The sequence below is a fragment of the Pseudomonas sp. BRG-100 genome, assembly GCF_000737955.1.
Lineage (GTDB): Bacteria > Pseudomonadota > Gammaproteobacteria > Pseudomonadales > Pseudomonadaceae > Aquipseudomonas > Aquipseudomonas synxantha_A.
In genome coordinates, this window is record NZ_JPRX01000001.1 from 6,073,983 (window position 1) to 6,089,781 (window position 15,799).

Consider the following 15,799-nt stretch of genomic DNA (forward strand, 5'->3'; position numbering starts at 1 on the left):
GGCGGCTAGGCGAGGTATTTGCGGAACCAGCCCAGGGTGCGCTCCCAGGCCAGGTTGGCTGCTGCCTCGTCATACCGCGGCGTTGAGTCATTGTGAAAACCGTGGTTGGCGCCTTGGTAGATGTAAGCCTCATACGTCGTGCCCGCAGCTTTCAACGCCTGCTCATACGCCGGCCAACCCTCATTGATCCGCGTATCCAGTTCCCCGAAATGCAACATGATCGGTGCCTTGATGCGCGGCACGTCTTTGGCCTCGGGTTGGCGCCCGTAGAACGACACCGCAGCGCCCAGTTCCGGGTAGGCCACCGCCGCCGCATTGGTCACGCCGCCGCCGTAACAGAAGCCGGTGATGCCGACTTTGCCGGTACTGCTGTCGTGGTGCATCAGCCATTCGATGGCGGCGAAGAAGTCGTTCATCAGTTTGGTCGGGTCGACAGTCTGTTGCAGCGCCACGCCTTTTTCATCGTTGCCGGGGTAGCCGCCCACGGACGTCAGGCCATCGGGTGCCAGGGCAATGAAGCCGGCTTTGGCCAGGCGCCGGGCCACGTCTTCGATATAGGGGTTCAGGCCACGGTTTTCATGCACCACCACCACGGCGGGCAGTTTTGCCGCAGCCTTGGACGGGCGCACCAGGTAGCCGCGCACCGTGCCGTTGCCCTTGGGCGAAGGGTAGGTGATGTAGTCGGCGACGATATCCGGATCGGTGAATTTGACCTGTTCGGCCAGGGCGTAGTTGGGGCTCAGGGCTGCCAGCAGCGCCGAGGCGGTGAGGCCGCCCAAGGTGAACAGCGCGGCACGGTCGAGAAACTCGCGGCGGTTGATCTTGCCGTGGGCGTAGCCGTCGTAGAGTTCCAGCAGTTCGGGAGCAAAGTCCTTGGCGGTAAGACGGGGCATGGGTGCAGTCCTCGATCAGCGGTTGCAGTCACTGTAGACCAGGATCACGCCTCGCGACCATGGGCGGCCGCGGCCAATTGCCCGGTGTCGACGCGTACGAAAACTGAATCGCCGATGGCCGTGAGCACGTCACCGGCATACACCTCGCAGACCACGCGGCTTTTGCGCCCGATGTCGCCTTCGACCCGTGCGCGCAGGGTCAGCGGCACGCCCATCGGTGTGGGCTTGATGAATTTGATCCCCAAGTTGCCGGTGACGCAGTCGATGCGCGGCAGGCTGCCGGGTTCGCGCTGTTCGGCGCGGTAGTGGTAGGCCATGGCGGTCCAGTTGGAATGGCAATCCACCAGCATGGCGATCAGGCCGCCGTAGACCAGGTCTGGCCAGCCGCTGTATCTGGCTTCGGGTTGATGCTCGGCGACCACGTGTACGCCATCTTCGGCCCAGCGGCTCTTGATATGCAGGCCATGGGGGTTGCTGCTGCCGCAGCCGTAGCAGATGCCTTCTGGAGCGGTGATGTCTTGGAGAGAAGCGGTGGTCATGCAAAGTCCTTGTTATTGTTCAGGCGACTTCCCTGTTTAGCAGGCCACGCGTCAGCGGGCAAACTTCTTCGCCCCGGCCACGCAGCCGATCACCGCGAACGTCACCAGCACCATGCCCAGGCTGACCTGCTCATGCAGCAGGCCCGCGGCCAGCGCCAGGCCGAAGAAAGGTTGCAGCAGCTGCAACTGGCCGACTGCGGCAATGCCGCCCTGGGCCAGGCCGCGGTACCAGAACACAAAGCCGATCAACATGCTGAACAGCGCCACGTACCCCAGGCTCAGCCACGCCGGCAGGCTAATGCCGCTGAGGGTCGAAGGCGCCAGCAGCAGGCTCAACGGTGCCACCAGCGGCAGCGACACCACCAGCGCCCAACAAATCACCTGCCAGCCGCCCAGGCTGCGCGACAGCTTGGCGCCTTCGGCATAACCCAGGCCGCAGACCAGCACCGCCAACAGCATCAACAAGTCGCCTGCAGGGGCGGCGCTCAAGCCTTGGGCAAAGGCGTAACCCATCACCAACAGGCTGCCCAGGATGGAAAACAACCAGAACACTGGCTTGGGTCGCTCGCCGCCACGCAGCACGCCAAATACCGCCGTGGCCAGGGGCAGTAGGCCGATGAAGACGATTGAGTGAGCCGAGGTCACGTATTGCAGGGCCAGGGCTGTGAGCAGTGGGAAGCCGATCACCACGCCCAGAGCGACGATCACCAAGGGAGCCCATTGCTGACGGGTGGGGCGTTTTTCCTTGAATAGCCACAACAGGCAGCCCCCCAGCAGGGCGGCGAGGGTGGCGCGGATCATGGTCAGGAACACCGGGTCGAACTCCATGACCGCCAGGCGCGTGGCCGGCAGCGATCCGCTGAAAATCACCACGCCGATAAAACCGTTGATCCAACCCTGAGTGCTGACATCCAGGGTGCCGAAGCGGGCGATGCGTTCCATGGCGGTATGTCCGAAAGTGGGGTTGCGTGCGGCTCATCCTAGGGCTGAAGATTAGGACAATCAAAAAATTGTCATGGATACATCCCGATGCCCCGTGCGCGCTACAAATTGCTGGTCGATACCTTCGCCGAGGCCATCCGCAGTGGGCAGATGCCTGCCGGCGCGCGCTTGCCCACCCATCGTCAGTTGGCCGCTGAGCATGGCTTGGCACTGGTCACCGCGAGCCGGGTGTACAGCGAGTTGGAAGCCATGGGCCTGGTCAGTGGCGAGACCGGTCGCGGTACCTTCGTGCGTGAAATCACCTTGCCGCCGGGGCAGGGCAGCGGGCAGATGACGGTGGCGCCGGGCCTGCTCGACCTGAATTTCAACTACCCGTCCTTGCCTGGGCAGGCCGAGCTGTTGCGCACGGCGTTGCGCCAGTTGGCGTTGTCGGGCGATCTGGAGGCACTGCTGCGTTACCAGCCCCATGCAGGGCGCGTGCATGAGCGCGCCGCCATGGCCCGGCACTTGTTGAATCGAGGACTCACGGTGGCCGCCGAGCAGGTACTGGTGGTCAGCGGCGCCCAGCACGGCTTGGCGGTGACCCTGATGACGTTGCTCAAGCCTGGGGATGTGATCGCGGTGGATGCGCTGACTTATCCGGGCTTCAAGGCGCTGGCCGAAACCCTGCACCTGGAAATCGTCGCCATCCCGGTGACCACGGCCGGCCCGGACCTGGACCATCTGCATAGCCTGTGTCGCCAGCGCCCGGTACGTGCGGTATACAGCATGCCAACCCTGCATAACCCGCTGGGCTGGGTACTGAGCCTGGAGCAGCGCGAGCGTTTGGTGGCGATTGCCCGGCAGCACAACCTGATGATCGTCGAGGATGGCGCCTATGCGTTTCTCGCCGAAGATGCACCTGCGCCGTTGGCGGCACTGGCCCCGGAGCGCACGGTGTATGTGGGTGGGCTGTCCAAGAATGTCGCCGCCGGTTTGCGCATAGGGTTTATCGCGGCGCCTTCAGCTTGGGTGAGCAGGTTGGAACGTACGATCATGGCCACCACTTGGAGCGTGCCAGGCGTGATGAGTGCGATTGCAGTGGCCTGGCTCGAAGACGGTACGGTGGCGCAACTGGAAGCGCAAAAACGCGCGGATGCTCAAGCCCGCCAGGCATTGGCAGCCCAAGTGCTGATGGGCGTGCGGTATGTCAGCCATCCGTCATCGTATTTTCTGTGGCTGCCATTGGCAGAAGAGGCTCGTGCCGATCAAGTCGCCATGACCTTGCAGCGCGAAGGCATTTGCGTGTCCACCGCCGAACCGTTCGCAGTCTCGGCCCAGGTGCCCCACGCACTGCGCGTGGCCCTGGGGTCGGTGCCGATGGCGCAGTTGCGTGGGGCCCTGGAGACGATACGCAAAGTGGTGGCGTGGTGAGCTGCCCTCAGTATTTGTAAGCCTGGCGCCCGATCAGCAACCACTTGCCGTGTTGCTTCTGCCAGACCTGGAAGTTGTCGATATCGGTTGGCGTGTCCACGCCACTGTTCACCGCCAAGGCATGGAAGTGGTTGCGCACCAGGGCGGTATCGCCATTAAGTGTGATGGTCTGGTTCTGCATTTCCAGAGTCTTGAAGGCGCTGGTGTGGGTTTGCAGGTCGGCGATAAATTGCGCCTTGTTCTGCACTTTGCCGCTGGAGTGGCCGTAGGTGAGCGTGTCGGATGTCAGCGCGTGCAGTTGCTTGACGTCCAGGTGCAACATGGCTTGGGTCAGTTGGTCGACTGCCTGGGCCACTTCCTTTTCAGCAGGGGCGGCGGCGACGTAGCCGGAAAACAGGCACAGGAAGCCGATCAGCACTTTGAGGTTGGGCATGGGTGTTCCTTGTTTTTGTTGGGTGGATACGACGAGGTATGTCGTCGTACAACCATGCAATAATTTCGGCAGGGAAGGAAAGTGAAATTTTGAGGTGGTCTGAAATGATTCGAGGTTAGAGTGGTAACCACCACCCCATAGCCGAGGTAAAAATGGCTTTTGACTGGCACAGCGACCCTCTCACCCGTGGGACACCGGTGACCCCAGGCTATAAAAACACTCAGAACGTGCGCCGTTTCATGCGTGAACAGTGCGGGCCGACGTTCAAGTTCAACCGCCCCTTTATGGCGTGGATTCTCAATGGCGTCCCCAAGACTATGGGTGATGTGGTGGACGAGTGGCAGCGTCGCGAGGTGACGCTGCCCTAAGCCACGGTGCTTGATTGCAAATACAGCAAAATGTGGGAGGGGGCTTGCTCCCGATGGCGGCCTCAGGGCCGACCAGGATGTTGGATCAGGCCGAGTACATATCCATTGCTGCGGTAACGACCACTATTGGTTCCGCTTTTACAGCGGGTCACTTTTGAAAAGCGCAAAAGTAACCCAAACGCTCTTGCCCCACCACTCGGCACCTCGCTTCGGCTCGGTGTGCCCGTAATCCGACATGGATTTGGGGGGCCGCCGCCACGCGCCATCCATGGCGCGTGGCGGCTAAACCGGCATCCCTGCCGGTTTACCCCCCAAATCCCTGTCGAATTCCGGCCAGCGTGGTTTAACGGGGCGCCTCAGATCAAAAGCAGATCAAGAGCAAGATCAAGAGCGGCTCGCTTCGCATCGTGGTTACTGTTGGCGACTGCAAAGTTGTGTAGATACCCTCCCATATTTGAATTGCGTTTATTCGCTGGGCAGCGGCGGTGTGCGCGGAGGGATCACGCGTTTGCTGCCGGTGGCTTCAAACGCTGCGGCAAAGCGCAGCAGCGCCGAATCATCATAAGCACGTCCGGCAAACGTCAGCCCCACCGGCATACCGATATCCGCCATCACGCCCATCGGCACGGTGACGGTGGGCACGCCCAGGTGGCGAATCGCGAGGTTACCGTTGGCCACCCACACGCCGTTGCTCCAGGCGATGTCGGCAGACGCTTCGTTCACGTCGGCATCGGCCGGGCCTACATCGGCTACGGTCGGGAACAGCACGGCGTCGAGGCCGAGGTTGTCCATCCAGTCTTCCAGATCCAGGCGTCGGGTTGCTTCCAGGCCACGCAGGCCATCGGGCACGGTACCGATCTGGTCCCACGGTGTGATGCCGCGTTGGGCCATGCGCACGTATTCATCCATGCCGGCGGCGAGGTCGTCTTCACGGTTGGGCAGGGTGCCGGGGTCGTGGGGGAAGATCTTTGGTCCGTCCACATCCGCCAGGCGGTTGAGCGCCGGATCGTTGTTGGCGCGCAGGAAGTCATCGAAGGCCCAGGCAGACAGCTCCCACAGTTCGTCGTGGAGGAACTCCTTGGACACCAGGCCACGGGTAAACACCGTTGGCGCGCCGGGGCGGTCGCCTTCGCAGTTGGATACCAGCGGGAAATCCACCTCGATCACTTCGGCGCCGGCGGCCTCCAGCGCCTGGCGGGCGGCTTGCCACAACTCGATCACCGTGGCGCGGGTATTGATCCTTTGCCCGGTGGGCCCGCCGATACCGGGTTTTTCGCTGGTGCCGGCGTCGGGGTCGGCATTGATGTACATGCGCGGCACGCCAAAGCGCTTGCCGGCAAGGCTTTCGCTGCTGGTGGCCAGTGCGGCGTATGAGGTCGGGCGCACCGAGGTGACGCTGGGGATCGGCACCCAGGGTTGCAGGCGCCACAGGTCGCCGCGCTTGTCGGGGTCTTCGGCCACCACGACGTCGAGCACTTCCAACAGGTCGGCCATGGTGCGCGCATATGGCACCACGACGTCCATCGTCGGGGTCAATGGCCAATTGCCGCGTACCGAAATCACCCCACGGGAAGGCGTGTAGGCACACAAACCATTGTTGGAGGCCGGGCCGCGGCCACTCGACCAGGTTTCTTCAGCCAGGCCAAACGCTGCAAAGCTGGCGGCGGTGGCAGTGCCCGCGCCGTTGGAAGAACCGGACGCAAATGGCGCGGTCAGGTAGTCGGCGTTGTAAGGGCTTTCGGCGCGGCCATACACGCCACGCTGCATACCGCCATTGGCCATCGGCGGCATGTTGGTCTTGCCCAGGCAGATCGCGCCACCGGCACGCAGACGCTCAATGGTGAAGGCATCGCGCTGGGCCACCAGTTTGGCAAACGCCGGGCTGCCGGATGCGGCCGTCAGACCTTTGACCAGGTAACTGTCCTTGGCCGTGTAGGGAATACCCTCCAGCGGTCCCAGGGTCTGGCCCTTGGCGCGGCGCGCATCCGACGCCTCGGCTTCTTTCAGGGCGTCAGGGTTGCGCACCACCACGGCGTTCAGCGCCGTAGCTGTCTGCGGGCCATCGTAGGCATCGATCCGTGCCAGGTATGCCTGGACCAGTTCAACGGCCGTGGTCTGCCCGGCTTCAAGCGCAGCGCGCAATTGGGCAATGGAGACTTCAGTAACTTGCATCACGTTTTTTCGCCGCCTTCACGTGGGGGGATGGCGGCAGTCTACGTACAGATATTTCACAAAACCAGCTAAGGTGGCCGCGATGACTACCATTGCGCTTCAAGGAAGAGACCATGCACAGACCCTATATTGCTCTGGTTGCCCTGCTGGGATTTACCCTCTACACGGCGGCGACGATGCTCACGGCCGAGCAATCACTGCTGGCATTTGGACGCGAGCTGATGTCGCGGCCTGATACCGCACAGGTGGTGATTGACCTGTATTTGATGGCGGTGCTGGCGTGTGTGTGGATGTACCGGGACGCGCGCGGACGAGGGCGCTCCGTGGCGTCGTTGATCCCGTATTTCCTGTTGACGGTGGTGTTCGTGTCGGTAGGGCCGCTGCTGTATATCGTCGTTAATGGGTTTTCGCGACGCACCTGACGGTAGACGCCAACGACAGTAACCACGATGCGAAGCGAGCCGCTCTTGATCTTGATCTGCTTTTGATCTTAGGCGCCCCGTCAAACCACGCTGGCCGTAATTCGACAGGGATTTGGGGGGTAAACCGGCAGGGATGCCGGTTTAGCCGCCCCGCGCCATGGATGGCGCGTGGCGGCGGCCCCCCAAATACCTGTCGGATTACGGGCACACCGAGCCTAAGCGAGGTGCCGAGTGGTGGGGCAAGAGCGTTTTGCTTAATTTTGCGCTTTTCAAAAGTGAGCCGCTGTAAGAGCGGGACCAATAGTGGCCGTTACCCAAATAACGGATATGTACTCGGTCTGACCCAGCATCCTGATCGGCCCTGAGGCCGCCATCGGGAGCAAGCCCCCTCCCACAGTTTCGGCGTCGCACCAAAGTTGTGAAGATACCTATGCTTACCGGGCGCAAGTCCCTCCCACAGTTTGATCAGGTAAATACTCACCTGCCTTCGTTCAAACGCCTTTGGTCGAAGGCAGCAGTACCGTCAAGATGCCCACCAACGGCAAGAACGAGCACAGTTTGTAGACGTATTCGATCCCGTGGTTATCGGCAAGCAACCCCAGCAACGCCGCGCCAATCCCGCTGAAACCGAACATCAGGCCGAAGAATATCCCAGCGATCATGCCCACGTTGCCCGGCACCAGTTCCTGGGCAAACACCACAATGGCCGAGAACGCCGAGGCGATGATGAAACCGATGACCACGCTGAGTACGGCGGTCCAGAACAGGTCGACGTAGGGCAGGGCGAGGGTGAACGGCGCGGCGCCGAGGATCGAGAACCAGATGACTTTCTTGCGGCCGATCTTGTCGCCGATCGGGCCCCCGGCGAAGGTGCCGACCGCCACCGCGCCAAGGAACAGGAACAGGTACATCTGCGAGCTGGCCACCGACAGCTGGAATTTTTCAATCAGGTAGAAGGTGAAGTAGCTGGTCAGGCTGGTCATGTACCAATACTTGGAGAACACCAGCACGGCCAGAACCACCAGGGCGAAAGTCACGCGGCCTTTGGACAAGCCATGGGTCGCCTGGCTGCCCTGTTTGAGCTTGAACAGATTGAGATGGTGACGGTACCAGCGACTCAAGCCATACAGCACCAGGATCGCGAACACCGCAAACAGGCCGAACCAGGCGATATGGGGCTGGCCGTAGGGAATGATGATCGCTGCCGCCAGCAAAGGGCCGAACGCGCTGCCGGTGTTGCCGCCGACCTGGAAGGTCGACTGCGCCAGGCCATAGCGCCCACCGGACGCCAGGCGTGCGACCCGCGAGGTTTCCGGGTGGAAGGTCGACGAGCCGACACCCACCAGCCCCGCCGCGAGCAGAATCGCCGGGAAGTTGCCGACAAACGCCAGCATCAAAATACCGATCAAGGTGCACACCATGCCCGCCGGCAACAGCCAAGGCTTGGGGTGGCGGTCGGTGTGATAGCCGATCCACGGTTGCAGCAGGGAGGCGGTCAACTGGAAGGTCAGGGTGATCAGGCCGACCTGGGTGAAGCTCAGGCCGTAGTTGGCCTTGAGCATCGGGTAGATCGACGGCAGCACGGCCTGGATCAGGTCATTGATCATATGCGCCAGGGCGCAGGCGCCGAGGACGCGCATGACCAGAGGGCTTACCTGGGGTGTCGTGGTGGCAGCGGCGGGTGTCGCGGTGAGGCTCGACATGCGGGCATTCCATACAAGGCAGCGAACAGGGGCAGACAGTACTTTAGCTGGCAGCCATTTCTAATTGTTTCGAAAGCTATGCTAAATTCGAAGAAAATGCCTGTCTCGCGAAATTCGGGCATAAACCATCGCAAAAAGGGCGAAACAATCAAATCCCTAGACAAATTTCTCCAAGAGATCGATGAAGGCGATTGGGCCGTCATCAGCTCGGCCACCGATTATCCGGAAAACTGGGTGATCCCGGAACACAGCCACAACAAGCATCAACTGCTCTATGCCATTGGCGGGGTGATGGTGGTGTATTCGGCGCTGAATCAATGGACGGTGCCACCCAACCGTGGCTTCTGGATGCCGTGCGGGCAAGTCCATTCGCTACGATGCGTGGGCACGTTGAAGATGCGCAGCGTGTTCGTGCGCCCGGACAGCTTCCCGAACCTGCCAGCCGAGCCGAAGACGGTGACGGTTTCGCCGCTGTTGAGTGAACTGATCAAGGCCTCGGTCAGCCTGAAGCCGCCGTATGCCGAGGACTCACGCGATACCAGGATCATGCACCTGATCCTCGACGAACTGGCGATCCTGCCGGACTTGCCGCTGTCCCTGCCGCAGCCTGCCGACCCGCGCCTCAGCCAGATTTGCCTGGCGTTGCAGGACGAACCGGGGGATGCCTCCACCGTCGCCGATTGGAGCGCGCGCCTTGGGCTGGATCAAACCACCATTCAGCGCCTGTTTCGCAAGGAAACCGGCATGACCTTCGGCCAATGGCGCCAGCAGGCGCGGCTGCTGCTGGCGCTGGAGCGCATAGCGGTAGGGCAGAAGATTATCGACGTGGCATTTGAACTGGGTTACGAAAGCCCCAGCGCCTTTACCAGCATGTTCAAGAAACAGTTTGGCAAGACGCCGAGTCATTTTTTCAGGTAGCACCGCTGATAACACGAGCTTGCACAGCACGGCGTGACGTCAGGCAGGCGAGCAGGGTGGCGACTACCAGCAAGCCGGCACTGAGTTCAAAGGTGGCCTGGTAGCCGCTCAGGTCGAACGCCACGCCGCCGACGGTGGCGCCGGCAGCAATCGCCAATTGGATGATAGCCACCATCAATCCGCCGCCGGCTTCGGCGTCATCGGGCAGGGTTTGCGCCAGCCACGTCCACCAGCCTACAGGTGCGGCGGTTGCCACCAGGCCCCAACTGCCGAGCAATAGCGTGGTTATGATCGTTGAATGGCCCCATTCCACCAGCGCAAGTGCGAGGCCTGCCATGATCAGCGGGATGGCAATCAGTGTCGGGTACAGGTTGTGCTTGAGGAAACGTTCAATCAAAAACGTACCGGCCAGGCCTGCCAGGCCAAGCACCAACAGCATCAACGACAGCGTAGACACCTCAACCCGCGTGACGCTTTCCAGAAACGGGCGCAGGTAGGTGAACAACATGAACTGGCCCATGAAGAACACGCTGACGGCGAACATGCCCAAGGCCACCTTGGGGTTTTTCATCAGGCGCAAGGCATTGGCGGTTTTCGCCTCACCCTGGTTTTTCAGCGCGGGCAGGCTGGCGAGCAGCCATACCAGTGCAACCACCGCGACCGGCACCACGCAGAAGAACGCACCGCGCCAGCCGATGATCCCGCCCAGAAAGCTGCCCAGCGGCGCGGCGATCACCGTTGCCAGCGCGTTGCCGCCGTTGACGATGGCAAGGGCCCGCGGTATCTGCGCTTGCGGCACCAGGCGCATCGCCGTGGCCGCCGACAATGACCAGAAGCCACCAATCGCCACGCCAATCAAGGCTCGGCCGAGCATGAACACCAGGTAATTGGGCGCGAACGCTACCACGGTGCCGGAGATAATCATCAGCAGCGTCAACGCCATCAACAGGCGCTTGCGGTCCACCTGTGTAGCGATCGAGGCGATCACCAGGCTGGTGAGCAGGGCAAACACCCCGGATACGGAAATGCCCTGGCCCGCCTGGCCTTCGGTGATGTGCAGGTCGGCGGCCAACGGTGTCAGCAGACTGACGGGCATGAATTCGGAGGCGACCAGGGCGAACGCGGCGAGCGACATCGCCAGCACTGCGCCCCAACTGCTTTTGGTAGGTGTATCAGACATGGCGTAAACCCGTTAATGCGTCAATGGCCTGCGCATTTTCCGGATCAAACCCCAGGTTCCATAGTTCGATTCGCCAGATTACTTGCCTGATCCTCTGAGTCTCGCGGTATACCTGGGACTCGCGAGGCGTGCGGGAGTAAAGTTGCGCAAAGAGGCAAACGAGTCCGCTATGAGCATCCACCCTGCGTCCCTGCAAACCCTCGCGCACTCCATCGAGTCGCGCACCCCGTCGCCCGGCGATTACCCCATGCCGATTCCCGGGCTGGGGTTTTATCGGCGTGAGCAACCCGCTGCGCCAGTGGTGTGCATGGTTGAGCCGTGCATCGTGCTGGTGGCCCAGGGCGAGAAGCAGCTATGGGTCGGCGGCGAGGGCTACCCCTACGACACTTCCCGGTTCCTGGTGACATCGCTGGACATTCCGGCCAATTCCGAGGTGCTGGTCGCCAGCCCCGAGCAACCTTGCCTGGGGCTGACGTTCAAACTGGACTTGCGCATGTTGGCCGAGCTGATCGCCCAGGGTGGTTTGCCGCCGGCTCGTGAGCGTGCAGTCATGAAAGGCGTGGGGATCGGCACGGTCACCGACGGCATGCTGACCGCATTCGCGCGCCTGGTGGCGTTGCTGGATGAACCCGAAGCAATCCCGGTACTCGCGCCGTTAATCCAGCGCGAGATTCATTACCGGTTATTGAAAAGCGACCAGGCCGGCCGCCTGCGCCAGATCTGTTCGGTGGACGGGCAGGGTTATCGGATTGCCAAGGCCATCGACTGGCTGAAGTTGAATTTCGATGCCGCCCTGCGTGTGGAAGAACTGGCTGCGCGGGTGCAAATGAGCGCGGCGACCTTCCACCATCACTTCCGGCAACTGACTGCGATGAGCCCGCTGCAGTACCAGAAATGGCTGCGTTTGAATGAAGCGCGACGATTGATGTTGAACGAGCACCAGGATGTCTCCAGTGCCGCGTTCAAAGTTGGGTATGAGAGCCCGTCTCAATTCAGCCGTGAGTACAGCCGGCTGTTTGGGGGGCCGCCCAAGCGTGATATTGCCACGTTGCGAGGCAGAAGCATGGCTCAAGTCAGCGCGGAAAATACAGAACATCAGTCATGCAAACAGGCGTAGGGGCTGGACAGGTTGGGGAAGTCGAACCTGCCGAGTTTTTTACAGGGCATATATAGCTATTTCTGCTAACGGTTATTAGTAACGCCTCTAAGTAGCTGTTAATGTTGACAGTAGACAGGCAGATGAAAAAACGTACATTTCTCATATCGATGCTGAGCTTAATGCCTGATCGATTTTTTTGGACTTTATTTAAATCATGATCAGGAGTGATAGAGATGAGTGATGTATTTTTGAGTCTTAAGCTGGAAACGCCCGGTATTTTTACACTGGAACTTGACGAAGGTGATGGCGTTATCACAACGTTAACGACTTTTGACTAATTGGACCCGTCGAAAGTGCAATATAATGCCTTTGTGCCCTATGGCAGTACGTTAGAGACGATACCGGTTGTTATAGAGTCCGGTGACGATGATGTAGTGGGTGACCATATACCCTACGATGTAAAGGTTTCCGCTAAAAAATCGGGCAGTCAGCCTATTTGGATATTACATAATCTGGCTCCGGACGGGAGACTAGTAAAGGTGGCGCCAGGGATGAGTTATGAATTGGAATTTTCTTCTGAATTCTATAGCGATTATACATTTGTCAATAATGTAAAAGAGTATTAGGTGTAGTTATTTGTGAGCCAAGGCGGGCATTATTGGTTCGGCTGGCTAAGTAGTGCCGGTAGATTGCGGTGAGGGCTGATCTACCGACACATGCTGGCCGAAAAGAGCATCAAAGGGTCATTGTTTGGACAATGCCGCCATGGAAAGCTTTTTCGGCACGCTCAAGAGCGAGTTTTTCTAGCTGGAATCATTTGAGAGTTATGAGCTTCAGTCGTTATTGTCGCGAATTCGTCTAAAGAACTGCCGAGATTGACAGTCGACAAACACATTAACACCAATTATTTTAATTGAGGTTAAATCATTGTTTGTTCTTGTTATTCATTAACGTCTAAGTGTGGAAGTGCTGATCATGAAACCTGTGAGTCTGGAATTTACGTTGATCGAACCTGACGATATTATTTTGAACTATCAGTCCGAGGGGCAAGATATTTATATGCTTAAAGCGCTGCACAAGGAGACCCGTTGGGGCACTACCCTAAGGTTGGCAGGCGTGCTGAGTGTGCAACCTCCTAATGCTAATTTAAAGACGGCTGTTGTTCTCGTTTCAATAAAAAATATTGGTGAAACTGCTGTTTTATTGGACTATATCCCTTACGTGCCGGGGGACAGTGTTGAGGTGCACTTTGGATTGGTCGATGATTGTGCAGTTGAGGGTGTTGGTTAATGCGTTTGAACGACAGTTGTCGCCGCTTTTTTATTAGGGTTCAAACAGAGGGCAAGCATCCTACCCTTGCACGAATAATGCCCGGCAACTGAATTCGGGGATCCAGTTGCAATAACCGAAATCGCTGCGTTTGAACGAGGCGCGACATGGTCGCCCTGCGGGGCAGGGCGGGGGTTACTGATCCGGGGCCAGGTTAGCGTAGAAAATGCAGCCGATCAGCCGCGCAAACAGGCTCAGGGTTTCGGGCAGGTTGGGGTCATCGAACAGCATTGCCCGTGAGTCCAGCGCGCACAGCGCGCCGAACAGGCGCCCATCGGGTAAAAAGATCGGTGCACCGGCATAGCTTTCGATGGCGTATTGCTTGACCACCGGGCGCGAGGCAAAGCGGCCGTTATGGCTGATCTGCGGGATGAACAGGGCTTGAGGGTCGATGCAGAACTCACTGCACAGGGTGGTTTCCAGGTCGAGTACGTCGTCGACATTGATGCCCATTTGCAGAGGGTCGTAGGCCGAACACACCACCCATTCCAGGTCGGTGAATTTGGCAATGCCGGCAAATCTCATCCCGGTCAGGCGCGTGACCAGCTTGAGGATGTTGGTAGTCGCTTCGATTTCTGCAATAGCGGCGCGTTCGTCTGCGCTGAGTAACGATTGTGCGGTGACGCTTGAAACCATGCTGGGCACTCCAGTGGCGTGGTCGCTTGGCGCGACCACGCACAGTCAGGTCTTAGTTAATCCGTGGATGCTGCTGCACCAGGTTTTCACGCTTGGCTTGCAGCGCGGCAATCTCGGCGTCGATGTCTTCGATCTTCTGCTCGATGTTGTCGTGATGCTCCTGCAGCAGTTCTTTGGCTTCTTCCATGTCGGAAGCCGCCGGGGCCGCGCCGCGCAGTGGCTTGTTGGCGGTTTCTTTCATGGTCAGGCCGGTGACCAGGCCAACCACGGCAAACACCATCAGGTAGTAGGCGGGCATGTACAGGTCGTTGGTGCTTTCCACCAGCCAGGCGACGACGGTTGGCGTGACGCCGGCGATCAGCACCGAGACGTTGAATGCACTGGCCAGGGCGCTGTAGCGCAAGTGCGTTGGAAACATTGCTGGCAAGGTCGAGGCCATCACGCCGATAAAGAAGTTCAGCACGATCGCCAGGATCAGCAGGCCGCTGAAGATCAAGCCGGTCTTGCCGCTGGTGATCAGCATGAACGCCGGGATCGACAGAAACAGCAGGCCGATGCTGCCGGCGATGATGAACGGCTTGCGGCCGATCTTGTCGCTGACAAAGCCAATGAATGGCTGCACGAACAACATGCCGACCATGATCGCGATGATGATCAACACGCCGCTGTTTTCGGCGTAGTGCAAGTTATGCGACAGGTAGCTGGGCATGTACGTGAGCAACATGTAGTAGGTCACGTTGGTGGCCGCGACAATACCGATGCAGGTCAACAGGCTGCGCCAGTGTTTGGTGGCGATTTCCTTGAACGAGACTTTAGGGCCATGGCTCAGGCCTTCGCGGTCGCCCTGTTCAAGCTTGTCGACGTGCTGCTGGAACGCTGGGGTCTCTTCCAGTGCGTGGCGCAGGTACAGGCCAATGATGCCCAGGGGCAGGGCAAGGAAGAACGGCAGGCGCCAGCCCCAGGATTCGAATTCCGCTTCGCCGAGCACGGTGGAGATCAGTACCACCACACCCGCGCCGAGGACGAAACCGGCAATCGAGCCAAAGTCCAGCCAACTGCCGAGGAAGCCGCGCTTGCGGTCCGGGGCGTATTCGGCCACGAAGATTGACGCACCGGTGTATTCGCCGCCTACCGAGAAGCCCTGGGCCATTTTGCACAGCAGCAGCAGGATTGGCGCCCAAATGCCAATGGAGGCATAGCCGGGGATCAAGCCGATGGCGAAGGTGCTCAGGGACATGATCACGATGGTGGCAGCGAGGACTTTTTGCCGTCCGTACTTATCTCCCAAGGCACCGAAGAACAGACCGCCCAGTGGGCGAATCAGGAAGGGCACCGAGAAGGTACCCAATGCGGCGATCATTTGTACGCTGGGGGACGCATCGGGGAAGAACACCTTGCCCAGCACATAGGCGACAAAGCCATACACGCCGAAGTCGAACCATTCCATGGCATTGCCAAGGGCGGCGGCGGTGATCGCCTTGCGCATCTTGTTGTCGTCGACAATGGTGATGTCTTTCAAGCCGATGGGTTTGACGCGTTTTTTCCGTAGTTTCATGCGGGCCACTCTAAAGCTGAACGGGGAGGTGCCATCGCTACGATGGCACCGCTCTGTCAGTTCAGATACAAGTGGACACGAAAAAATTCACCGCATCGGGTGTTTTTTCTCGCATTAGCGAAAATATCGTGTGAGTGCCCTCGCGGCGGCGTGCGAATCCACGCCTCAACCAAATTTAAATGTGGGAGGGGGCTTGC

Annotated in this window: 15 protein-coding genes; 6 read left to right on the forward strand and 9 right to left on the reverse strand. The window is 59.7% G+C overall.

All coding sequences use genetic code 11. The features are described from left to right. Positions 1 to 5: 5 nt before the first annotated feature. Genes yghX through JH25_RS00645 form a run of 3 tightly spaced genes read right to left on the reverse strand, consistent with a single transcriptional unit; the run spans position 6 to position 2,374 of the window. Positions 6 to 893, reverse strand: coding sequence for a YghX family hydrolase (gene yghX, locus JH25_RS00655; RefSeq protein ID WP_005787912.1), 888 nt, complete (start codon positions 891 to 893; stop codon positions 6 to 8). Between the two features lie 44 nt (positions 894 to 937). Continuing rightward, a complete protein-coding gene (locus tag JH25_RS00650) occupies positions 938 to 1,432 on the reverse strand; it encodes a PaaI family thioesterase (protein ID WP_032880865.1) in 495 nt (164 codons plus the stop codon). A 51-nt stretch (positions 1,433 to 1,483) separates the two neighbouring features. Beyond that, a complete protein-coding gene (locus JH25_RS00645) occupies positions 1,484 to 2,374 on the reverse strand; it encodes a DMT family transporter (protein WP_032880867.1) in 891 nt (296 codons plus the stop codon). A gap of 87 nt (positions 2,375 to 2,461) precedes the next feature. On the opposite strand from JH25_RS00645, the gene JH25_RS00640 reads away from it, so the two are divergent. Continuing rightward, positions 2,462 to 3,787: an aminotransferase-like domain-containing protein gene (locus JH25_RS00640; protein WP_032880869.1), complete on the forward strand. Its 1,326-nt coding sequence runs from the start codon at positions 2,462 to 2,464 to the stop codon at positions 3,785 to 3,787. Between the two features lie 7 nt (positions 3,788 to 3,794). Here JH25_RS00640 and JH25_RS00635 read toward each other — a convergent pair whose 3' ends face one another. Further along, positions 3,795 to 4,220: a nuclear transport factor 2 family protein gene (locus JH25_RS00635; RefSeq protein ID WP_032880870.1), complete on the reverse strand. Its 426-nt coding sequence runs from the start codon at positions 4,218 to 4,220 to the stop codon at positions 3,795 to 3,797. 152 nt (positions 4,221 to 4,372) lie between these two features. Between JH25_RS00635 and JH25_RS00630 the strand changes: the two genes are divergently transcribed. Continuing rightward, the gene (locus tag JH25_RS00630) at positions 4,373 to 4,588 is read left to right on the forward strand and encodes a DUF6434 domain-containing protein (RefSeq protein ID WP_032880871.1); all 216 of its coding nucleotides are present in this window, start codon (positions 4,373 to 4,375) and stop codon (positions 4,586 to 4,588) included. Positions 4,589 to 5,053: 465 nt separating this feature from the next. On the opposite strand, the gene JH25_RS00625 is transcribed toward JH25_RS00630, so the two are convergent. After that, entirely contained in the window at positions 5,054 to 6,763 is a 1,710-nt protein-coding gene (locus JH25_RS00625; protein ID WP_032880872.1) for an amidase, read from the reverse strand. A 110-nt stretch (positions 6,764 to 6,873) separates the two neighbouring features. Here JH25_RS00625 and JH25_RS00620 point away from each other — a divergent pair, with 110 nt between their 5' ends. Continuing rightward, on the forward strand, positions 6,874 to 7,182 hold the full coding sequence (locus tag JH25_RS00620; protein WP_032880873.1) for a DUF2834 domain-containing protein: 309 nt from the start codon (positions 6,874 to 6,876) through the stop codon (positions 7,180 to 7,182). 491 nt (positions 7,183 to 7,673) lie between these two features. On the opposite strand, the gene JH25_RS00615 is transcribed toward JH25_RS00620, so the two are convergent. After that, complete coding sequence (locus JH25_RS00615; RefSeq protein ID WP_032880874.1) at positions 7,674 to 8,885, reverse strand: MFS transporter; 1,212 nt, start codon at positions 8,883 to 8,885, stop codon at positions 7,674 to 7,676. Between the two features lie 96 nt (positions 8,886 to 8,981). Between JH25_RS00615 and JH25_RS00610 the strand changes: the two genes are divergently transcribed. Then, positions 8,982 to 9,803 (forward strand): AraC family transcriptional regulator, encoded by an 822-nt coding sequence (locus JH25_RS00610; protein WP_032880875.1) that lies wholly within the window; start codon positions 8,982 to 8,984, stop codon positions 9,801 to 9,803. On the opposite strand, the gene JH25_RS00605 is transcribed toward JH25_RS00610, so the two are convergent. After that, complete coding sequence (locus JH25_RS00605) at positions 9,796 to 10,983, reverse strand: MFS transporter (RefSeq protein ID WP_032880876.1); 1,188 nt, start codon at positions 10,981 to 10,983, stop codon at positions 9,796 to 9,798. The genes JH25_RS00610 and JH25_RS00605 overlap by 8 nt on opposite strands. A gap of 169 nt (positions 10,984 to 11,152) precedes the next feature. On the opposite strand from JH25_RS00605, the gene JH25_RS00600 reads away from it, so the two are divergent. After that, on the forward strand, positions 11,153 to 12,100 hold the full coding sequence (locus JH25_RS00600) for an AraC family transcriptional regulator (protein ID WP_032880877.1): 948 nt from the start codon (positions 11,153 to 11,155) through the stop codon (positions 12,098 to 12,100). 957 nt (positions 12,101 to 13,057) lie between these two features. Further along, the gene (locus JH25_RS00595) at positions 13,058 to 13,372 is read left to right on the forward strand and encodes a hypothetical protein (protein ID WP_032880878.1); all 315 of its coding nucleotides are present in this window, start codon (positions 13,058 to 13,060) and stop codon (positions 13,370 to 13,372) included. A gap of 174 nt (positions 13,373 to 13,546) precedes the next feature. Here the strand turns inward: JH25_RS00595 and JH25_RS00590 are convergent, their stop codons facing one another. Then, positions 13,547 to 14,047 (reverse strand): GAF domain-containing protein, encoded by a 501-nt coding sequence (locus tag JH25_RS00590; protein ID WP_032880879.1) that lies wholly within the window; start codon positions 14,045 to 14,047, stop codon positions 13,547 to 13,549. 52 nt (positions 14,048 to 14,099) lie between these two features. Further along, positions 14,100 to 15,602 carry a glycine betaine/L-proline transporter ProP gene (gene proP, locus JH25_RS00585; RefSeq protein WP_005787944.1) on the reverse strand — a complete coding sequence of 501 codons (1,503 nt, stop codon included), beginning with the start codon at positions 15,600 to 15,602 and terminating at the stop codon, positions 14,100 to 14,102. Positions 15,603 to 15,799: the final 197 nt, after the last annotated feature.